The 20256-nt window shown below is 62.7% G+C and carries 22 protein-coding genes and 3 pseudogenes; 13 read left to right on the forward strand and 12 right to left on the reverse strand.

Annotation, left to right across the window (positions count from 1 at the left end):
- Positions 1-313: pseudogene (locus E4Q08_RS21295) on the forward strand (IS701 family transposase); the annotation flags it as partial.
- A 130-nt stretch (positions 314-443) separates the two neighbouring features.
- Here the strand turns inward: E4Q08_RS21295 and E4Q08_RS21300 are convergent.
- Positions 444-884: a DUF29 domain-containing protein gene (locus tag E4Q08_RS21300; RefSeq protein ID WP_169071866.1), complete on the reverse strand. Its 441-nt coding sequence runs from the start codon at positions 882-884 to the stop codon at positions 444-446.
- A gap of 685 nt (positions 885-1569) precedes the next feature.
- Here E4Q08_RS21300 and E4Q08_RS21305 point away from each other — a divergent pair.
- From E4Q08_RS21305 to E4Q08_RS21315, 4 genes and pseudogenes are all read left to right on the forward strand, one after another.
- Complete coding sequence (locus E4Q08_RS21305; protein WP_169071850.1) at positions 1570-3135, forward strand: hydrogenase iron-sulfur subunit; 1566 nt, start codon at positions 1570-1572, stop codon at positions 3133-3135.
- Positions 3128-3625, forward strand: coding sequence for a hypothetical protein (locus E4Q08_RS21310; RefSeq protein WP_169071851.1), 498 nt, complete (start codon positions 3128-3130; stop codon positions 3623-3625). The genes E4Q08_RS21305 and E4Q08_RS21310 overlap by 8 nt, the downstream gene beginning before the upstream one ends.
- 178 nt (positions 3626-3803) lie before the next feature.
- Positions 3804-4310: pseudogene (locus E4Q08_RS25140) on the forward strand (cytochrome b N-terminal domain-containing protein); the annotation flags it as partial.
- 10 nt (positions 4311-4320) lie between these two features.
- The gene (locus E4Q08_RS21315) at positions 4321-5640 is read left to right on the forward strand and encodes a CDP-6-deoxy-delta-3,4-glucoseen reductase (RefSeq protein WP_248595063.1); all 1320 of its coding nucleotides are present in this window, start codon (positions 4321-4323) and stop codon (positions 5638-5640) included.
- Between the two features lie 41 nt (positions 5641-5681).
- Here the strand turns inward: E4Q08_RS21315 and E4Q08_RS21320 are convergent, their stop codons facing one another.
- A complete protein-coding gene (locus E4Q08_RS21320; protein WP_169071867.1) occupies positions 5682-6926 on the reverse strand; it encodes a glucose-1-phosphate adenylyltransferase in 1245 nt (414 codons plus the stop codon).
- 139 nt (positions 6927-7065) lie between these two features.
- On the opposite strand from E4Q08_RS21320, the gene thrH reads away from it, so the two are divergent.
- The 4 genes from thrH (at position 7066) to E4Q08_RS21340 (ending at position 11103) form a co-directional block, all read left to right on the forward strand.
- A complete protein-coding gene (thrH, locus tag E4Q08_RS21325; RefSeq protein WP_169071852.1) occupies positions 7066-7683 on the forward strand; it encodes a bifunctional phosphoserine phosphatase/homoserine phosphotransferase ThrH in 618 nt (205 codons plus the stop codon).
- Positions 7684-7697: 14 nt separating this feature from the next.
- On the forward strand, positions 7698-8570 hold the full coding sequence (gene purU / locus E4Q08_RS21330; RefSeq protein ID WP_169071853.1) for a formyltetrahydrofolate deformylase: 873 nt from the start codon (positions 7698-7700) through the stop codon (positions 8568-8570).
- Positions 8571-8640: 70 nt separating this feature from the next.
- Positions 8641-10587: an ABC-F family ATP-binding cassette domain-containing protein gene (locus E4Q08_RS21335; protein ID WP_169071854.1), complete on the forward strand. Its 1947-nt coding sequence runs from the start codon at positions 8641-8643 to the stop codon at positions 10585-10587.
- A 39-nt stretch (positions 10588-10626) separates the two neighbouring features.
- Positions 10627-11103, forward strand: a complete 477-nt coding sequence (locus E4Q08_RS21340) for a bacteriohemerythrin (RefSeq protein ID WP_169071855.1) — start codon at positions 10627-10629, stop codon at positions 11101-11103.
- A gap of 66 nt (positions 11104-11169) precedes the next feature.
- Here the strand turns inward: E4Q08_RS21340 and E4Q08_RS21345 are convergent, their stop codons facing one another.
- The 6 genes from E4Q08_RS21345 to E4Q08_RS21370 all read right to left on the reverse strand — a co-directional run bounded on the left by E4Q08_RS21345 (position 11170) and on the right by E4Q08_RS21370 (position 14324).
- A complete protein-coding gene (locus tag E4Q08_RS21345; RefSeq protein ID WP_308240195.1) occupies positions 11170-11592 on the reverse strand; it encodes a helix-turn-helix domain-containing protein in 423 nt (140 codons plus the stop codon).
- Between the two features lie 30 nt (positions 11593-11622).
- Entirely contained in the window at positions 11623-12513 is an 891-nt protein-coding gene (locus E4Q08_RS21350) for an EamA family transporter (protein ID WP_169071856.1), read from the reverse strand.
- A gap of 4 nt (positions 12514-12517) precedes the next feature.
- Positions 12518-12793, reverse strand: a complete 276-nt coding sequence (locus E4Q08_RS21355; RefSeq protein ID WP_034911696.1) for a DUF1272 domain-containing protein — start codon at positions 12791-12793, stop codon at positions 12518-12520.
- Complete coding sequence (locus E4Q08_RS21360; protein WP_034911703.1) at positions 12786-13370, reverse strand: cysteine hydrolase family protein; 585 nt, start codon at positions 13368-13370, stop codon at positions 12786-12788. Before E4Q08_RS21360 ends, E4Q08_RS21355 begins: the two co-directional genes overlap by 8 nt.
- A gap of 228 nt (positions 13371-13598) precedes the next feature.
- On the reverse strand, positions 13599-13982 hold the full coding sequence (locus E4Q08_RS21365; protein WP_169071857.1) for a YcfL family putative periplasmic lipoprotein: 384 nt from the start codon (positions 13980-13982) through the stop codon (positions 13599-13601).
- Positions 13983-14126: 144 nt separating this feature from the next.
- Positions 14127-14324, reverse strand: coding sequence for a hypothetical protein (locus tag E4Q08_RS21370; protein ID WP_169071858.1), 198 nt, complete (start codon positions 14322-14324; stop codon positions 14127-14129).
- A 383-nt stretch (positions 14325-14707) separates the two neighbouring features.
- Here E4Q08_RS21370 and E4Q08_RS21375 point away from each other — a divergent pair, with 383 nt between their 5' ends.
- Both E4Q08_RS21375 and E4Q08_RS21380 read left to right on the forward strand, forming a co-directional pair.
- Entirely contained in the window at positions 14708-15262 is a 555-nt protein-coding gene (locus tag E4Q08_RS21375; RefSeq protein ID WP_034911699.1) for a YbhB/YbcL family Raf kinase inhibitor-like protein, read from the forward strand.
- A 217-nt stretch (positions 15263-15479) separates the two neighbouring features.
- A pseudogene (locus tag E4Q08_RS21380) lies at positions 15480-15794 on the forward strand (dienelactone hydrolase family protein); the annotation flags it as partial.
- Here E4Q08_RS21380 and E4Q08_RS21385 read toward each other — a convergent pair.
- Genes E4Q08_RS21385 through E4Q08_RS21395 form a run of 3 tightly spaced genes read right to left on the reverse strand, consistent with a single transcriptional unit; the run spans position 15794 to position 16883 of the window.
- Entirely contained in the window at positions 15794-16069 is a 276-nt protein-coding gene (locus tag E4Q08_RS21385; protein ID WP_169071860.1) for a hypothetical protein, read from the reverse strand. The pseudogene E4Q08_RS21380 and the gene E4Q08_RS21385 overlap by 1 nt on opposite strands.
- Before the next feature lie 23 nt (positions 16070-16092).
- Positions 16093-16419, reverse strand: coding sequence for a WG repeat-containing protein (locus tag E4Q08_RS21390; protein WP_169071861.1), 327 nt, complete (start codon positions 16417-16419; stop codon positions 16093-16095).
- Positions 16416-16883 carry a WG repeat-containing protein gene (locus E4Q08_RS21395; protein ID WP_169071862.1) on the reverse strand — a complete coding sequence of 156 codons (468 nt, stop codon included), beginning with the start codon at positions 16881-16883 and terminating at the stop codon, positions 16416-16418. Before E4Q08_RS21395 ends, E4Q08_RS21390 begins: the two co-directional genes overlap by 4 nt.
- A gap of 328 nt (positions 16884-17211) precedes the next feature.
- Here E4Q08_RS21395 and E4Q08_RS21400 point away from each other — a divergent pair, with 328 nt between their 5' ends.
- Positions 17212-17460: a hypothetical protein gene (locus E4Q08_RS21400; protein WP_169071863.1), complete on the forward strand. Its 249-nt coding sequence runs from the start codon at positions 17212-17214 to the stop codon at positions 17458-17460.
- Positions 17460-17888 (forward strand): TA system VapC family ribonuclease toxin, encoded by a 429-nt coding sequence (locus tag E4Q08_RS21405; RefSeq protein WP_169071864.1) that lies wholly within the window; start codon positions 17460-17462, stop codon positions 17886-17888. Before E4Q08_RS21400 ends, E4Q08_RS21405 begins: the two co-directional genes overlap by 1 nt.
- Before the next feature lie 189 nt (positions 17889-18077).
- On the opposite strand, the gene E4Q08_RS21410 is transcribed toward E4Q08_RS21405, so the two are convergent.
- On the reverse strand, positions 18078-20256 hold a 2179-nt coding region (locus E4Q08_RS21410), incomplete at its 5' end, for a CHAT domain-containing protein (protein WP_169071865.1).

Below are 20256 nucleotides of genomic sequence, written 5' to 3' on the forward strand. Positions count from 1 at the left end.
GAATGCGAAAGGTTGGCTGTGGGAGGCCGACTACCAGGTACGCAAGTGGCGGGCTTGGTACAACCACATGGCGCTCGTCTGCGTTGCACTACTCTTTCTCGTCAAGGAGCGGCGGCAACACTCACCCTACGCCGAGTTACTGTCCTGTGCCGATGTCGTCGACATGCTCGTGGCGCAGCTCCCGGTGAAGATTCACGGTCGCGAAGACCTCGTGCGAATCATCGCCGAGCGTCATGCACGGCGACAAAGCGCCCGCGACAGCGCCTACCGAAGGCAGCCGCCAGCACCCAAAAATGCCATTAGAATCTGTTAATGTAGAATTACGCACCCTTCCGCCCTTCCGCGTCAACCTTGTGCAGGTGCTATGCCAACCGGGCAAGGGTTCCCGGTTTTCGCCCGCAGGGATCAGCCGGGAGCCAAGCGCAGCAAAAACGCAGGTTCTTTCAATTGCCCTCTGGCAGAAAGTCATCCGCCATCGTCTGTTCGATTGAGTACGGCGATTGCTTGGGGAAGGTCGATTCATCCATGCCTGTTTCGTTTGCCGCCAGCAGCAACGCCTTTGGGTATGCCTTCTCGAACGCATGGGGAATCTCTGGCACCAGGCCCGGCTCGTCGGCAATCAAATCGGCAATGTCCATGCGTTGCACGCGGATCGTGCGCGCCCAACTTGCGCCCCGCCGCTCTGGTTGAAACTGCCACTTCAGCAGGTGCGTCAACAGAATTTTCAACCTGTTCGCCAGTTCGCGCCGCTCGCGTGACCCCATCGCATCAAGTTCCTCAATCAAATGTTCGGCATCGATGGTGTCGAAGCGTCCTGCGCGCAGCATGTCGGCTTGTTGGCGTGCCCAAGTGTAGAAATCAGTCTGGTATAGCGTTGTTTCCATCATTCGTTCTCCTCATCTCAGGTCATTTTTTTCTTGCTCTGAACCGCATCAGCACCGGTCTTCATGACGCCCGCTTCGAGCCGGGCATTGGTAGCAGTATTCACCGCGGCCCACACTGGGTCAAGGTCGAGTCGCGCATGGATCGCCGTCGCCTGCTGGCTCTTGTGTTTCAGGCTCTCGATGATCGCCAGGGCTAACGGCCATGACTTTTCCAGGCACCCCCGATCATGAAAGTCATGACCGTTTCCCTTGTATGCTCTCCCCCCGACCCCTCCCACGGCCCACGCTGCATCGCGGGCCGGCTGCGGCGGCGCGGAGCAGTGCTCCGCGAAACCCCGCCTTCGCCCCCGCGCGGGGGGAGGGGAGATTCGTGAGTCGCATACGCGACTTTCACATTAAAAGGGTGGAGTAGAGGACAGGTTCACGCCTGCCCTCCATCATCAAACCTTTTCCTGCACAGTGCCTTTCCGATGGTCTTCACGCCAAGGTATGCTCCGGGTGCCTTGAGCAAGCATTTCCAGACAGCAGCGACATGTTGCGGAATCGATGCATGGGGCCTCTCTTCGTCAATCGGTCACGATCTGCTTGTTTCGAATTTGACTCGTGTCAAGACGCCAAGCGCCCACCAGAAATATAATCAAGCACTAATGATCATGACCGGCACCGGCCCAGGAACCCCAGCGACGTGAGTCTCCACGCAGCATTGCGCAATGGCACGAAAAGCGTCTTCCTGCGCTTCGAGGAAGCTCTCGACGCGCCTTTCGGCGGCGAGGACAATCCGCTGCGCCATCTCGGCGCGCTGGGTCTGTATCTGCTGTGGATCACCGTCGGCAGCGGGCTCTATCTGTACGCGGTGCTCGACACCGGCATCGACGCCGTCTACCGCTCGATCGGCTACCTCAGCAGCGAACAATGGTATCTCGGCGGCATTCTGCGCAGTCTGCACCGTTATGCCTCTGATGGCTTCATGCTGCTGATGCTGCTGCACCTCGTTCGCGAATGGAGCTACGGGCGTTACCACGGCTTCCGCCTCTATTCCTGGATGACCGGCGTACCGTTGATCTGGCTCGCCTACATCGCAGGAATCGGTGGCTACTGGATCGTCTGGGATCAGCTTGCGCAGTTGTCGGCCACCGCCACCACCGAACTGCTCGACTGGCTGCCGATCTTCAGCGAACCGTCGGCGCGCAACTTCATGGCGCCGGACTCGATCAACGACCGCTTCTTCACCATGCTGGTGTTCCTCCATCTCGGCGTGCCGCTGCTGCTGATCCTCGGCCTGTGGGCACATGTCCATCGCATCAGCCATGTCGATTACCTGCCGTCCCGGCGCTCCATGCTGGGCACCTTGGCTGCGCTGCTCGTTCTTTCGCTGCTCAAGCCGGCGCTCAGCAATCCGCCGGCCAATCTGGCGACGGTCCCCGGCGATCTCGGCTTCGACTGGTTCATTCTGTTCATTCATCCACTGACCGACCTCAGCTCGCCAGCGCTCATCTGGACGCTGCTGTTCGGCCTGACGGCACTGCTCTTCATCCTGCCCGTTCTGCCTCACCCACAGCCACAGCCGGTCGCCACCGTCGATGCAGCCAACTGTACCGGTTGCGATCGCTGCCTCGCCGATTGCCCTTATGCCGCGATCAGCATGCAGCCGCACCCTCGGCGGCCAGGTTGGCAACTGGCTGTCGTCGATGCCGACCTCTGCGCGGCTTGCGGAATCTGCGCCGGCGCTTGCCCTTCCTCGACGCCCTTCCGCAGACAGGAGACGCTGCTCACCGGCATCGACATGCCGCAGCAGCCGGTCAATGCGCTACGCGAGCAGCTCGAGCAGGCACTGGCACAATTCACTGGCCGCAGCAGGATCGTCGTGTTCAGTTGTGCGCGCGGCGCCGATGCCAGCACCCTGGCAGCCGCCGACACGGCAGTGATTCCCCTGCTGTGCACCGGCATGTTGCCGCCGGCCTTCGTTGAATATGCGCTGCGCGGCGGCGCCGACGGGGTGTTCGTGAGCACCTGCCGTAGCGGCGGCTGCGATTTCCGCCTCGGCGAACGGTGGACCAGCGAACGCCTGCTGGGCCAGCGGGAACCGCATTTGCGCAAGACCGTTCCGGCTGCACGACTGCAACTCTATCCTGCCGCAGCCCACGACAGCAGAAATCTGGCCAATGCGCTGGCCGAGTTCAGAACCCGGCTCGAATCGGTTTCGAGCGAAAAACTTCCCCCCTATCAGCGGAAAGCCTCCTATCATGCTTAAACCCGCCGCCATCGTCGGCCAGTTGATCCTCTACGGCGCTTTCGCTGCTTTCATCGGCTATTTTGCGACCTCGCCCAAATACCGGCAGATTCCCGACGACGTCGCGTTGATCAAGCTGTCGATCAGCCACCTGGGCGACCGCGAGTGTCGCAAACGCACCCCCGAAGAACTCGCCAAACTGCCACCCAACATGCGCGCGCCGATGGACTGCCCGCGCGAACGATCCGACATCAGACTGGAAGTCGATTTCGACGGTCAACCCGCTTTCCGCACCGTGATGCACCCCACCGGCCTCTACAAGGACGGGGTCTCGACGGTGTACAAACGCTTCGAGCTGAAAGCCGGCAAGCACCAGGTGGCCGTCAGGATGAACGACAAGCTCATCAAACCCGGCTTCAATTTCAGCAAGGAAGCGGAGGTCACCCTCGTCCCTGGGCAGGTGATGGTGATCGACTTCAACCCGGACCACGGCGGACTGTTCTTCAAATGATCACTACCGCTGTCGACGTACCTGGATGCGGGCGCCGCTTCCGGCCGACCACCTATCCCGCCGCACTAGGCACTAATTTCCTGAGCTGAATTCGATCATGGTCAAGGTCCTGCAACAACTCCTGCGCTGGCTGTTCATGCGCATCGAGAACGTGTTCAATGTCGCTTTCAGCGACAAGATGAACCCTTTCTATCATCTGGGAACGATCAGCTTCTGGCAGTTCTGGTTGCTGGTGGGCTCCGGCCTGTACCTCTACGTCTTCGCCGATACCGGCGTCCATGACGCTTTCGAGTCGGTCGAGCGGATCACCCACGACCAGTGGTGGGCCGGCGGCATCCTGCGCAGCATCCACCGCTACGCGACAGACGGCATGATCCTGACGATGCTGCTGCACATGCTGCGGCACTTTGCCTACGACCGCTATCGCGGCTTTCGTTCGTTCTCCTGGCTGACCGGCGTGGCCCTGTTATGGCTGGTTTACATTGCCGGCGTCAACGGCTTCATGCTGGTATGGGACAAGCTCGCACAGTTCGTGGTCATCGCTACCGCCGAGTGGTTCGATGTCCTGCCGATGTTCAATGGCACGCTGATCCGCAACTTCCTCTACCTCGAAAGCGTCAACAGCCGCCTGTTCACGCTGCTGGCCTTCATCCACATCGGTGCGCCCCTGATCGTCGCTTTCATCATGTGGGTACATGTTCAGCGCGTCCCGCGCGCACACATCAATCCCCCCCCGCCCGATCGCCATCGCCGTCACGCTGATGTTTCTGGCACTCGCACTGGTCAAGCCGATCCTCAGCCAGGGTGGGGAAGCCGACATGTCGGTGGTGCCGACCAACATCGATTTCGACTGGTTCGAGTTGCCGGTGCTGGCGCTGGTCTACGTGATCAATCCGCTGCATCTCTGGTACTGGGTGCTCGGTCTCACCGCCCTGTTTTTCCTTCTGCCCTGGCTACCACCGCAGCGGCTGGGTTCGGCGAGGGCACAGAATTCGATCACTTTTCACCCCGACCACCAGGCCATCAGCGCACGCTTTGGCGAAACACTGCTCGACGCCGGCCTGCGCCAGGACATCGATCTCCCTTACGAATGCCGCAATGGCGGCTGTGGCGTATGCAAGTGCACGGTGCTGCAGGGCAAGGTCGACCCCGGCCTCTACCAGCCGAGCGCACTCTCCGCCGCCGAACTGGCGCAAGGGAAGGTCCTGCTATGTTGCGCCAGCGCGCTCGAAGACGTCGAGATCGAGTACCAGGCGAGAACGCTGCCAAAAGGCTTCCAGGAGTACAGCGCCCGTGTCGTCGGCATGGAGAAGCTCACCGATGACGTCATGCGCGTCCTGCTCAAGCTACCAGAGGGACAGCAGATCGCCTTCAAGGCCGGCCAGTACATCAACATCATCCTTGAAGACGGTCAGCGGCGCGCCTTCTCGTTTGCCAATCCGCCACACGAAGCCGAGTTTGTCGAACTGCAGATCCGGCTGATGCCTGGCGGCCGTTTCACTACGCACGTTTTCGACACGATGAAGGCTGGCGACGAAGTCCGCTTCGAAGGCCCGATCGGCGACTTCACGCTGCGCGAATCCACGCGGCCGATCGTCTTCGTCGCCGGCGCAACCGGCTTCGCACCGGTCAAGAGCATGGTCGAGGACGCCTTCAAGCGCGGGCTGCAGCGCCAGATCCATCTCTACTGGGGAGTGCGCAGCCGCAAGGATCTGTACCTGCCGGACCTGCCGGAACGTTGGGCGCGTGAGCATGAGAACTTCCACTTCATTCCGGTGCTCTCGGATCCGGCGCCCGAGGATTCCTGGAGCGGCCGTACCGGCCTGGTTCATGAGGCGATACTCGAAGACTTCCCGGAACTCAAGGAGCACGAAATCTACGCCTGTGGCTCGGTACGCATGGTCGAGGCGATCTTCCCCTTCCTCAAGAAGCATGGCGCTGAAGACGGCGCCTGCTTCTCGGATGCCTTCAGCGTGTCGGCGCGGTCAATGGCCTTTCAGCCCCGTCAACCGTAAGGCCGAGGAACAGGCAAATCCTCAAGAGGTTCGGCCGACGACTACAGGTAGCGAAACATCCTCTCCTCCGCACGGATATCCATTCCCTGGCCTCTGGGAACGACCACGATTCCCGAGTCGGTGACGGTAAATCGGCGACGGTCGGCGTCTGCGTCGTAGCCGAGACGATCACCGGCTTCGATCGTGTTGTAACGGTCGACGATGGTGCGCCGGAGCCTCGCCCCCTTGCGCAGCACTGCGTAGTCCATGATGATGCACTCATCGAGTTCCACATCCTCCTCCATGAATACTTCGCGGCGAACGATCGAATTGCGGATGCGAGCCCCCTTGATCAGCCCACCGGCGCTGATGATGCTGTTGTCCAGTTCGGCGTGGAAGAATTTCGGCGACGGCCCCTGATAGTTACTGGAACCGATCCGCCATTTGGGATTGAACAGATCTAACTTCGGCTCGGCACCCAGGAGATCCTGGTGGGCGGCAAAATAGGCATCGATGGTTCCCACGTCGCGCCAGTAGGCCGGCTCCTCGGAGGCGCGTATGCCGGGGATGCGATTCCCGCAGAAATCGTAGGCAAACACCCTTTGCGTCTGAATCAGGCGTGGCAGGAGATCCTTGCCAAAATCTCTTTCTCCCAGCCGGTGCCCCTCCCGCAACGCCTTGATCAGCACATCGGTCGTGAAAATGTAGTTTCCCATTGAGGCGAAGGCGCGCGTCGGATCACCGGCCATCGGCGACGGGTCGGTCGGCTTCTCTCGGAAACTGCGCACGCTCCCGTCTTCGTCGGCGTCAATGATGCCGAATGCCGAGGCTTCTCCGATGGGAACCGGCAAGGCGGCGATACTGACGTCGGCATGGCTGTGCAAGTGAAAATTGACCATCTGACGCACGTCCATGCGATAGATGTGGTCGGCACCAAATATCACGACGAGGTCCGGAGAACGCTTTTCGATCAGCCCCAGGTTCTGATAGACGGCATCGGCAGTGCCCTGGAACCATTCCGGTCCCTCGCGCATCTGCGGTGGAACCACCGCGATGAACTGCTCGGGAAAGATCGGCGCCAGCAACCAGGAACGACGGATGTGCTCGATCAACGACTGCGACTTGTATTGGACCAGCAGGTAGATGGAGAAGATCTTCGAGTTGACCAGGTTGGAGAGAACAAAGTCGACGATGCGAAAACGGCCGCCGAAAGGTACGGATGGCTTGGAACGATGCTGGGTCAGTGGGTGCAGACGGGTGCCTTCACCGCCTGCCAGAACAAGAGCAAGAATATTGGGCGTAATCATCATCTCCTCGTTTCTCTCGGAAGGTCCGTAGGTCTTTCATCATACTGCGATGAGGCGGCCAGTGTAGCGCTGCTGTGCAGTTCCAAGGATTTGGTAGAATCGCGGGTTTCCTTCAAACCTCATTTTCTGGGAGCTTGCCGTGCAAATCGTCTGCCTCGACCTTGAAGGCGTCCTCGTCCCCGAAATCTGGATCGAATTCGCCACACGCACCGGCATTCCGGAGCTTCGCCGTACTACCCGCGACGAGCCGGACTACGACAAGCTGATGCAGTCCCGCCTCGCCATCCTGGGCGAACACAAGCTCGGTCTGACAGATATCCAGCAGGTCATCGCCGAAATGGGACCGCTCGAAGGCGCCCGGGCCTTCGTCGATGGACTGCGTGAGGCCTATCAGTTGATCATTCTGTCCGACACCTTCTACGAGTTCGCGCACCCGCTGATGCGGCAACTCGGCTGGCCGACACTGTTCTGCCACAGCCTCGAAGCCGACGCCGACGGAATGCTGGTGCGCTACCGTCTGCGCATGCCCGATCAGAAGCGTGAGGCAGTGCGCCGCCTCAGGGAACTCCGGTTCACAGTGGTAGCCGCTGGCGATTCGTACAATGACACGGCGATGCTCGGCGAAGCGCACGCCGGCATCCTTTTTCACCCGCCCGAGCAGGTCATTCGCGAATTCCCGCAGTTCCCGGTCACGCAGTCCTACGCCGAGCTGCGCGCGGAGATCGACAAGGCCTTCGTCGCGGTCACACCCACCTAGAAAGGTTACGCAGCATGCATTCGCAGCGTTTCTATACCCTGTCCGGATCCTGCCCGGATCAGATCGGCATCATCGCGCGCGTTTCCGGCTTCATTGCCCAGCACCGCGGCTGGATTCTCGAATCGAGCTATCACGCCGACGACGGCAGCGGTGAACAGGACGGGCGTTATTTCATGCGCATGGAGGTGAAAGCAGAGTCGCTGCCTTTTCATCTGGCCGAGTTTCGCGAGCGCTTCCGCCCGCTTGCCGAAGAGTTGTCGATGGCCTGGAAAATCAGTGATTCGGCAGTGAAACGGCGCGTCGTGATCATGGTCAGCAAGCAGGAACACTGCCTCTACGATCTGCTGTCACGCTGGCAGGCGAAGGAACTCGACATCGAGATTCCCTGCGTCATCTCGAATCACGACACTTTCAAGGCGCTGGTCGAGTGGCATGGCATCCCCTTCCACCATGTACCCGTAGACCCCGACAACAAGGCAGCAGCGCACGCCGAGATCAGACGTATCTACGAGGAAGTGAAGGGGGACACGATGGTGCTCGCGCGCTACATGCAGATTCTGCCCGCCGATCTGTGCGACAGCTACCCCGGACAGATGATCAATATTCACCATTCCTTTCTGCCCAGCTTCGTCGGTGCCCGGCCCTACCACCAGGCCTTTCGGCGCGGCGTCAAGCTGATCGGTGCCACCTGCCACTACGTCACCAGGGAACTCGACCAGGGGCCGATCATCGAGCAGGACGTGATCCGTATCGACCATTCGGATTCGATCGAAGATATGGTGCGCTATGGCAAGGACATCGAAAAGGCGGTCCTCGCGCGCGGGCTGCGCTATCACCTCGAGGACCGGGTGCTGGTACATGCCAACAAGACCGTGATCTTCCGGTGAGCCTGGCTGTTGCTGACCAGGCGCCCGGCTGCACGCCCATTACCGGAGCATCGACGGGAGTTTCGACGGCGTGATCACGCTCAAGAGCGTCAGCCTGCGTCGCGGCGCCAAGGCCTTGCTTGACCAGACGACGGTGACCTTGAACCCCGGCGAACGGGTCGGCCTCGTCGGTCGCAACGGCGCTGGCAAAACCACCCTCTTCGCGCTGCTCGATGGCAGCCTGCACGAAGACGCCGGCGAATTCTCGCGGCCCGCTGCCTGGCGCCTGGCGCAGGTCGTGCAGGAGATGCCGTCAAGCAGCCTGAGCGCCACCGACTTCGTGATCGAAGGTGACCAGGCGCTGCTGGCCGCCCAGCGGGAAGTACAACTGGCCGAAAGCGAGAATGGCGATGGCGAACGCCTGGCGGACGCCTACCTGGCCCTGCACGACGCCGGCGCACACGATGCACAGGCGCGTGCCCAGGCGTTGATCCTCGGCCTGGGTTTCAAGACCACCGAACTGAACAATCCGGTCGACAGCTTCTCGGGAGGATGGCGAATGCGCCTGCAACTGGCGCGGGCGCTGATGTGTCCGTCGGATCTCTTGCTGCTCGACGAACCGACCAATCACCTCGATCTGGATGCGCTGGTCTGGCTGGAAACCTGGCTCAAGCGCTACGCTGGAACCATGGTGGTGATCAGCCACGACCGGGAGTTTCTCGATGCGGTGACCACCGTGACCCTGCACCTCGAGAACGGCAAGCTGATGCGCTACGGCGGCAACTACAGCACCTTCGAAGAAACCCGCGCGCAGCAGATCGATCTGCAGCAAAACGCCTACCTCAAGCAGCAGGACAAAATCGCCCATCTGCAGAGTTTCATCACCCGCTTCAAGGCCAAGGCGACGAAAGCCAAGCAGGCGCAGAGCCGGGTCAAGGCGCTGGAAAGAATGGAGCGTCTGGCGCCGGTGCTGACCAGCGCCGACTTCACCTTCGAGTTCAAGGCCCCCGCCAGCCTGCCCAACCCGATGCTGGTCATGAGCAATGCCTGCTTCGGCTACCCGCCACCGGCCGATGCACCTGCCGGCACGCCACCGACGGTGATTGTTCGCCGGGTCAACCGATCGGTCATGGCCGGGCAGCGCATCGGCATCCTCGGCGCCAACGGTCAGGGAAAGTCGACGCTGGTCAAGACCATTGCCCGCGTCCTGCCCTGCTGCAGCGGTATCGTCAGTGAAGGCAAGGGCCTCAACATCGGCTACTTCGCGCAGCAGGAACTCGACGTCCTGCGCCCGCACGAAACTCCCCTGCAACACCTGCTGCGCCTGGCCAAGGAAGGCTCGCCCACCGGACAAAGCGACCGCGAACAGGATCTGCGCAGCTTCCTCGGCACCTTCAATTTCAGTGGCGAGATGGTCAAGCAGACGGTCGGCACGATGAGCGGCGGGGAGAAGGCACGCCTGGTCCTGTGCATGATCGTCTGGCAACGCCCCAACCTGTTGTTGCTCGACGAACCCACCAACCACCTCGACCTCGCTACCCGCGAAGCCCTGGCGATGGCACTCAACGAATTCGAGGGAACCGTCATGCTGGTCAGCCACGACCGTTCTCTGCTCCGATCGGTGTGCGACGAATTCTGGCTCGTCACCCGCGGTGGCATGGAGGACTTTACCGGCGACCTCGACGACTATCAACGCTATCTGCTCGACGAGGCGAAACGCAGCCGGGAAAACCTCCGGGAATCCCTGAAAATCGCGAAAGAGCCGCTCAAGCGTGTGTCGCTTGCGGGTGACATCGTTGCTCCCGGCAAGCTGAAAGCACTGCAGCGTGAGCAGGGACATATTGAAAAGCTCCTGCTCGACCTACAGAAGGAACAGCACGCTCTCGAAGCGCAATTGTCGACACCGCTGTCGGCACAGGAACTGGCCGACAGCGGCCGCCGACTGAACCAGATCGCAGTGGAGTTGTCTGCCTTGGAAGAGCAATGGCTGACCCTTTCCGAACAGATCGATATGGCAACACGCCCGATACCCTCGTGAGACGGTCGAGTCACCCCTTCACAACAGTTGGAGCAAAGCATGAAATTTGAGTTGGCAGAGTGGTCATCGAAGATCGAGGTGGGTGTACCGGCAATCGATGCGCAGCACCGACAACTGTTCGATCTTGCCGCAACCTTCAGAGGCGATGGTGACCAGATCAGGGTGCTGAAAACACTGGCGATCCTGACTGAATACGTCAAGGTGCATCTGCACGAAGAAGAGCAGTTGATGATTGCCTGCCACTACCCCGGCCTTGAGGCGCATCAGAAGTTGCACCGGAAGTTTCGCCGGATGCTCTTTGATCTGCTGGAGAACGCCAAGCAGATGACTCTCGACGAGATCGCCGAGGAAGTGAAGTTCCTGATCAACGGCTGGTTCTACAACCATATCCTGGTTGCCGACTTCGATTACATGCCCAGCGTGCAAGCGGCTTCTAGCGCGGTATCGACGTCCGAGAACGCGCCCGCGGACCTTGACGACTGCTCCGGGCTGGCTACTGTTGCCAGGGGGGCATGAACCAGCGTTGTCCATGCTCACCCACTTCGCGCAGCGGATAGCCGTAGAGCCTGCTCAGCGAGTCGCTCAGGACGGCTGGCGATCGCCGAGGGTGCTGCCTCGCCCGCCCGTAGCGCGAAGCGTGCTCGGCGTGCCGCCTTCATGGCGTTGCCAGACCCGCCGGAAATCGCGAGCCGAGGCAAAGCCGGCCAGCTCGGCGACTCGCTCGACCGAGAGTTGCCGCTCGGCGAGCAGTTCGCGCGCCCGCGCGACGCGCAGCCGCTGCTGATACCCGACGACACTGATGCCCGCGTGCTCGGCAAACAGGCGTGTCAGATGGCGGGCGCTGACATGCGCCTGCGCGGCAAGCTCGTCGACCGACCACGAACGCGCGGGATCCTGCGCGATCGCGTCCTGCGCGCGATGGACGGCGGGGTGCAGGTGGTTGCGGTGGGCGAGCCACGGCGAGAGCTGCGGATCGTTGCCGCCGCGGCGCTGGTAGACGACCAGCCGGCGTGAGGACGAACCAGACCGACAGCGTCATGGCCGCGCCCTCGCCCAGCCAAGCAGGCGGGTGGTGAACAGATTGACCGCCAGGCCGAGCATCAGCAGCGCGCCGCCGGCGAGATGCACCGGCCGCAGCACTTCGTCGAACACCAGCCAGCCGGTCGTCAGCCCGACCACCGGCACCAGCAGGCTGAACGGCGCCACCTGGTTGGCCGGGTAGCGTGACAGCAGGCGCGTCCACAAGCCGTAGCCGAGCAGCGTCGCCGCCCAGGCGAGGTAGGCGACGGCGGCGAAGGAACGCAGGCTGAAGTCGCTCAACGCGGCAGCCATCGCCGGCTGGCCCTCGATCAGCAGCGACAGCGCGAGAAAGGGTAGCGGCGGCACGAGACTCGCCCAGACGACGAAGGCGAGCTGGTTGATCGGCCCGCAAGCGGCGACCGCACGCGTGACGATGTTGCCGGCCGCCCACAGCGACGCCGCGGCGACGGTCAGCAGAAAGCCGAGCAGCGGCATCGACACGCCGTGCGCCGAGCCGATCAGCGCCAGACCGCAGGCCGCCAGCAGCAGCCCGACGAGCTGGCTGCTGCGCCAGCCCTCCTTGAGCCACAGGGCGGCGAAGAGCATCGTGAAAAACGCCTGCGACTGGAGCACCAGCGAAGCGAGCCCGGAAGGCATGCCGACGTGGATGGCCGAGAACAGGAACGCGAACTGCCCGACCGAAATGGTCATTCCGTAAGCGAGGTAGAGCTGCCAGGGCACTTTCGGCGCGCGCAGGAAAAACACCGCCGGGCAGGCGGCGAGCAGGAAGCGCAGGGCGCCGAGCAACAGCGGCGGCACTTCGGCGACGCCGGTCTTGATGACCGCGAAGTTGACACCCCAGACGACGACCACCAACAGGGCGAGAGCGAGATCGCGCGGACGCATGCGCTCAGGCCTGTGCCGCGGTCGTTGCAGTGGCAGGCAGGTCGCTGCCGGCGCAGGGCTTGCGGACCCGTTGCGCCGACGCCGGGTAGCGTGCCAGCTTGTCCGCCGGGCGAATCGGCCGGCGCAGCAACTCGCCGCCGCAGTTGGGACAACGCCCGGCAAGCCGGGTGTCGGCACAATCGGCACAGAAGGTGCATTCGAAGGAACAGATCATCGCCGCCGGCGAGTCGGGCGGCAGATCGCGATCGCAACACTCGCAGTTCGGGCGCAGTTCAAGCATGTCCTTCTCCCAGCGCGGCGAGGCAATCGTCGACGCTGACGATGCGCGCAAAGCGCCCGGCCAGCACGAGTTCGGCATGTTCCTTGATCTCCGCCGGCGAGTAGCTGCGGCCGCTGACCGGATGCGTCATCGGAAAGGTCAGCGTCGCTTCGCTGACGAAATCGACCTCGTAGCCGATGTCGGAGCCGACCCGCGTCGTCGTCTCGCAGCATTGTTCGGTGCGGATGCCGGCGATGATCAGGCGCTCGATGCCGCGGCGGCGCAGCCACAGGTCGAGGCCGGTGTCCGAGAAGGCATTGTGCGTGTGCTTGAAGAAGCACACGTCGGGCGAACCGGGCAGCCAGTCGAGCGCGCGCACATATCCCGAGGCCTCGGTGAACGGCCCGGCCTGACCGACGTGAAAAATATGTACCACCGGCACCCCGCGTTTCCGGCAACCGGCGTCGAGGCGCAGCAAGGCCTCCCTGAACGCCGGCAGATCGGCTTCGGACCAGAAGGGCATGTGCCGGAACGACTCCTGCACATCGATCACCACCAGCGCTGCACGACGACCCCTGACGACATCATTTTCGGACATTTCCAGACCTCCTTCGTTTGACGTGCCGCCATCGTAAGGCCAGGCGAGCAAATGAACGATGCCGCACCGGGACAATCGCGGGACAAAAACGGCCATCATTGGCCGAGGCGGGAAGGCGCCCGTCGCGCAACGTCCTGCGCGCGCGCTATCGCGGGGGCTGTTGGGCTTCGCAAGCTCAGCCCAACCTACGGCTGATTTCCTGGGGAAATTGTGTTACGAAGCAGACCTCTAGCGCTGCGAAGAGTGCAGAACCAGGCGGAAGTCGGTGGCGAACAGTGATGGCGGGCTGACGTTGATGATCTGCCTTTGGCTTCCGTAGACAATCATCGGTTTCCACGGCTCGTCATCCCATACCGTGAAACCGTTCTTGTCCAGCCACTTGAATCGGTAATAGACCTGCTGGTTATACGGGGAGAAATTGGTGAGCTCGGCTTGAACACGGAGCAGGCGGTCAGATTGTACGGCACGCAAATCGGTGACCTGTACATTGTCATTGCTCGTGGTCAGTTCGACCTTGCTTGAGATCAGTCCGCTTGCGGGCGCAGCAACGGACAGCGTTGACAGCACGATCAGGGATAGTGCCGCTACCGTGATACGACGTTTCGAGTACATGGATAACCTTTCTGTTGGGCCACACGGAATTGAATAACGCTCGACGTTCGATTCGGTTACAGAATCCATCCCGATTTCATCGATCTTGCTGGCCGCCCGGCCTTGTGCTTCACGCTTGGCTGTTCCATGCCGAAACTGCTGTCGTCAGTACAGAGCGGCCACCACCACTTTGCCCAGATTCTCGATCTGGTTGGTGACCGTGACGGCGAACCGGGAAAACTCGCGCACCTTCATTGGCGTCGACTGGCTGAGGTGCTTGATGTCCGCACCAGCAGAGAAGGCCTGGCCTACGTCCGCGAGGGGCTGGGTTGCCTGCGGGAGGGGCTGGCCAAAAGATGGCACCCTCGTCCAGCCCGCGCCGCAAAGCGTCGTCTCGGATCGCTCGTACTACATCGTCACGCTGAACGGCGCCCCCCGCAGCGAGCCGCTCCAGCCCTTCATCGACTGCCTCCTCACCCTGAATCCTGAGGGCCATCAAAGCGCGCAACCGCTGAACGGTGCCTGTATGATACCCATCACCGTTATTCCTGGAGACACTCGCCATGTTCGTACTCGACCACGTCGGACTCACCCACGGAGGCCCGGACAAGGGCGCCCCGGCCTCCGACCGCAGTATCGCGCCAACCACTTCGGCGCCTTTCTCTACGACCCTTCGGCAACCGCGTCGAAGCGGTCTGCATTGGTGCGGAATCATTGATCACTTGAAACAAGGAAAGGGTAGCTACATGCGTCAACATCTTTTTGCCGTCTGTTCCGTCGCGCTCCTGTCGACGGGGCAGGCTGCGGAACCGTTCTCCCTGAAAAGCGCAGACTTCGTCCATCAAGGAACACTGGCCGAGAAGCATGTCCTCAATGGATTCGGTTGTTCTGGCGGGAATCTCTCGCCAGCACTCGAATGGTCGAATCCGCCGGCAGGAACGAAGAGTTTTGCGCTGCTGGTGCACGATCCCGATGCCCCGACAGGCGGTAGCGGATGGTGGCACTGGGTTGTCATCGACATCCCCGCAACCAGTCGACTATTGCCATTCGGAGCGGGAAAACCGGATGGCGTTGGCCTGCCGGAGGGAGCGACCCAATGGAAAACCGATTTCGGCGGCCCCGGATGGGGAGGCCCGTGTCCACCGATCGGGGACCGCCCGCACAACTACCACTTCACGCTCCATGCCCTCAAGGTTGAGAAGCTTGAGCTGCCAGCCAACGGCAGCACGGCACTCGTCGGCTACATGGTTCATGCCAACAGCCTCGGCAAGGCTATCTTGACCGGCACCTACGGCCGTTAGCCAGCGGGCCGGGCATCGATCCCCGACGTTAAGGGTGCCCGGCCATCCAATCCTCGGCCCACCGGATTCGCCAAGCCATCAGGCGGGGCGCCGCATCGCCGCTGCGATCATTACCGGCGCCGAAGGCCAGTCGTTCTCCAGCGAGAGCGGACATCAAGTACCTCAACGGCGCATCGCCGTCGGACATCCACCGCTTGTCGCCATCACGGAGAACACCATGCCCCACATAACCCTGCTGCAGGACGCCCCCCTGAGCGACTTCGCCCTCCGCGAACCGAGCTTCGACGACCAGGCCAAGCGCCTCTTCGTCAGCGACAGCGGGCCGGCCGTCATCGTCCTGGCCGAAATGCCCGGCATCAGCCCGCACATCACCCGATTTGCCCGCTGGGTGCGCGATGCCGGCTTCACCGTCTACATGCCCTCGCTGTTCGGCAAGGACGGCGCCGTGGTATCCGCCGACGAAGGCGCCGCCGTGCTCCGCAAGGCCTGCGTCAGCGCCGAGTTCCGCGCCCTGGCGGCCGGCCAGAGTAGCTATTGGGCCTTTCGCTCGCCGCTGACGAAACCGGAGGCGCCATCGAGGCGCTCGAGGCGGATGACAATCGTTCCCTGGGACTGGCTGCGGGCAAGCACGTAGCGATCATCGACTGCCACCACCACGGCGGGGATGGTCTGTCCGTTAACGTAGAGGTTCACGCCTTTGCCGCTGGCTTTCGAATCCTCCAGCAGGGTGCGCAGGGCGTCATTGGCAAAGGTGCCGGCGGCGAAAGGGGCAAGCAGGGCGATGGCAACCAGATGGCGTGCTTTCAAGGGAGTCTCCGTAAAGGGGTGGTTCAAGGTTGAGTCTGCCAGACGATGGTGCCGCGCCGGTCGATCCACAGGCTGCGGCCGCCGTCGGTGACGGCGGCGAGGCCGTTCCAGAACGGCCTCGCATAGGAATAGCGGGGGGCGATGAGCCACTTGCCGCTCTTGTCCACATAACCCCAGAGCTTGCCGTCCTTGGCCGCCGCCAATCCGTCGCCGAATGCGGAAACCCGCTCCCAGCTCGCCTCCAGGACGGTCTTTCCGGTCTTGTCGATGAATTTGCGCTTCTCCCCCTCCCGAACGAGGGCGAGGCCGTCGGAAAAATCCTCGGCGCTGTCGAAGCGGGCAGTGATCACCTGCCGGCCACTGCGGTCGATGAACCCGAACTTGCCGTCACTCCACACGCGGGCCATGCCTTCGCGAAAAAAAAGACATCCGCGGCCTGAAAGCGCTGCGGAATGACCACCGTACCGCGAGCATCCACATAGCCCCAGAGCCGCTTGCTGCCCTCGTCCTTGAGGAGCGCCGGAGTGAGCCCTTCGGCGTAGGGTTCGGTCAGTTCCTCCTGGGGCGGAATGGCGAGGGTTCCGTCGTGGGCATAGTACGCGGTGCGCGTCCCCTTGCGGACGCGGATCAGGGGGTTGCCGATGGTGGGTGCCTCCCGGAACTCCGGCGGGACGATTACCTTGCCGCCGCGGTCAATGAGGCCGATCTGGTCGCCCTCGCGAATCTGAAAGAGGGTCGGCTCGTTCCCGCCGGCCAGGGCCACCAGGGGAAGCATCGTCAGCACGCTGCCCAACCAGAGATGCACTCGATCCATGTTCACTCCTCCCGGCTTTCCGTCATGATACCGACGTTCCGCTTTCCTGTCGCCCCGCCTGCTCCTTGCCGGTCCCACCCTGACCGGCTCATGAAAGGATAGGAAATTCAACGATCCCTCGCGAAGTATCGCCGCGCTTTTCTCCCCATGTCAATCTGGCCAGTTCCTTTGTACCGCTGACGCACGACCTGGCGTGAAAGCTGGGAATCGTCGGTTGGCATGATCAAACCACAGCTGTGATCCATGATCCCATCGGGTTTGGTATCGTTGCTTGCTTGCAGTTTTCTGATGCGTTAGCATCAATGCATCACTCGTAAGGAGAATGCTCATGCGTACCACACTCGATATCGAAGACGATGTTCTGCTGGCTGCCAAGGAGCTTGCCCGGCGTGGCGGGACGACGGCCGGCCGGGTGATCTCGCATCTCTTGCGACAAGCCCTGACCCAATCGCCGCCATCGACGACCAGCAGCACCAGCGAGCCGGCGGCCGTCCACGGTTTCCGCCCGTTCCCGTCACGGGGGAAAGTGGTCACCAACGAGCAGGTAGACCAACTGAGAGACGAGGAAGGCGTTTGATGCGCGCCTTGCTCGATGTGAATGTGCTGATCGCCCTGCTGGACAGCGACCACCTGCATCACACCAGAGCCATGGCCTGGCTGCTGGAGAACATTCAGTCGGGCTGGGCGTCGTGCCCGCTGACCGAGAACGGTTGTATCCGGATCATGTCGCAACCCGGCTACCCGAACGCACTGCCGGCCGGGGCCATAGCCGAACGTCTCGCCGCGGCGACGGCGACCAGCCATCACGTTTTCTGGCCGGACGCCGTGAGCATCCTCGATAGCGGCCGGATTGCCTGGAATGCCGTACTCGGCTCCCGCCAGGTGGCCGACGTTTATCTGCTGGCACTGGCGGTGCAGCAAGGCGGCTGCCTGGTGACGCTGGATCGTGCGGTCCCGCGGCAAGCCGTTCCTGAGGCAAAAAGCCATCATCTCGTGGTGATCTGAATTCTCCGACAGGGCCGTCGGTGCAATGGATGCTTGCCCGCTACCCGCCCCGGTCTTCATCGGCGTGGGCCGCCGACACCCCTTCCAGAGCGTCGCCAATCGCCCCTCGACTGCCGTGGTCAGCCATCGGGCTTGCGGTGGCCAGACAAAAGAGAGGGCTTTTTCGCCGCCGACCCAAGCGACTCGCCGTCACAACCAGTTGCCCATCAACACGTAGGGCGCCCAGAAATACGGATGGCGCAGGTCGATTCCCGGCTTCCCGGCTTGCAGCTGGCCTCCCAGCATCGCCAGTTGCGCCTGGCGCAGCGCTTCGGCCTTGCTCATCGCCTGCCGTTCGCCGCGCTGGCGGTAGAACTCGACCATCAGTGGTGCGGCACCGACATCGGCGACCGGCCACAGCGTCGCCAGAACCGCCTTGGCGCCCTGCGAACGGAACATCGCGCCGAGCGATTCGACGGCCGCTTCGGTCACTCCCGAGTCGCAGGCCGACAGCGCGATCAGATCGTACTGCCCAAGGCGAGGCGTCCAGGCGACGATGTCGGCGGCGCGCAGCTTGCTGCCGTCGCCGAGCAGGAGCAGCGATTTCTCGGCCTTGAAGTGCGTGGCGATGTGCAGGAAGCTCGGTCCTGCGCCGCCGCCGGGACTCATCAGGCGGCGCAGGATCTCTGGCGTGAACCCGGCATCGAGGTAGCGCTGCCCGGCAACGACGCCTTCGCCGGAGCGGCAGGGCCCGGCCTGCTGGTCGCGAACGACGCCACACACCTCGCGTAGAACTCCGGGCAGAGCAAGGTTGCCGAACTCCGGGTCGGGCTGCGAAGCGCCGAGCGCGACGCCCTGCCAGCGTGCCCTCGGGATCGTTTCTAGCCCCTCGAAGCGGCCGCTGCCGTCGGCGGTCAACGTCACCAAGGCGTACTGCTCGATCAGGTGCTTGCCGTCGGCCGGGTTGATCAGCGCCGCAAAGGGCAGGTCACGCAGGCTGCCGTAGGGCAGAATCGCCCATTGCCGGATGGCCGCCTGCTTGCCGAGTTGCGCTTCGGCCGGCTCGATCAGGTGGCGGTAGAGCGCCTCGGCGGGCTGCCGGTAGTCCTTCTGGCTGGCGATCGCCGTGCGCAGGCTACTGACCAGCGTGTTCAGTTCGGCTTCACTGACCTCGCGCAGCAGCGGCACCGCGCCCTCGTCGGTGGTGACGATCAGCGTCAGACCTCTGGCGTCGGGCAGGAGCACCAGACCGGCGGTGCGCAGGCCGCCGCTTGCGCGCTGCTGCATCTCGCCGAGCTTGGTCGACAGGCCGGTGCGCGCGCTGTCGAAGGATTTGATCCGCGTTTCGTTGGCGCGACGGCTGGCCTCGACGAAGCGCGCCGTCGCCTCGGCCATGATGCTGCCCGTCCGCCGTTCGAGCTGGTTGCGCTGGGCGTCGTGTTCGACAACTTCGCTGCCGTTCGCCGTGATCTTGTTGCCCTTGACGAGTTCATCGAGCTCGCGCCGACGGTATTCATACTCGCGCCACTCGGTGGCCACACGTTCGAGATCACGCCGGTATTGCTCTTCCTCGGGAGCCCACACTAGTTGCTCGCCGCGCTGGTCGCTGCCGCCGTTGCGGCGCAGGAACTCGGTGAGCTCGGACTCCTTGAGCAGCAGCAGCACCCGTTCGGCCTCGGCAATCCGTCCGCGCTCGATCAGCAAGCGAGCGAGCCGCCGGTACGGCCCTGCCAGTTTTTCAGTGAAGGAGTCGCGGATCGCCTTGTCAAGCCCACGCGTGCCGGCCCGCATCCGCTGGCGAGTGTTAACCGAGAGTTTATAGTAGAAGATCGCTTCATCGAGGCTCGACTGGCCGGCATGCTTTTCGAGGAAGTAGGCGAGGTTGGCCGAGACCAGCGCGAGATGTGCGATGGCGCCGTGCTCCCGGATCGGGTCGGAAATGTCAGCAGCTGCGACGATTCGGACGGCGCGTCGGTACAAAGGTAGCGCGTCGTCGTAACGGCCCATCGATTGGTACAGCCATGCCAGGCTGTTGAGGCTCTTGGCAATATCCGGATGCTCCGGCCCGGGCACCTTTTCGCGAATCGCCAGCGACCGGCGATACAAGGGCAGCGCATCGTCGTAACGGCCCATCGATTGGTGCAGCCACGCCAGGCTGTTGAGGCTGATGGCGGTATCGGGATGCTCGGGCCCGAGCACCTTTTCGCGGATCGCCAGCGACCGACGGTACAAGGGCAGCGCGTCTTCGTAACGGCCCAGCGATTGGTACAGCCACGCCAGGCTGTTGAGGCTGGTGGCGGTATCGGGGTGCTCGGGCCCGAGCACCTTTTCGCGGATCGCCAGCGACCGGCGGTACAGGGGCAGCGCGTCGTCGTAACGGCCCAGCGAT

It is taken from the genome of Candidatus Accumulibacter contiguus, assembly GCF_012940005.1.
Classification (GTDB): domain Bacteria; phylum Pseudomonadota; class Gammaproteobacteria; order Burkholderiales; family Rhodocyclaceae; genus Accumulibacter; species Accumulibacter contiguus.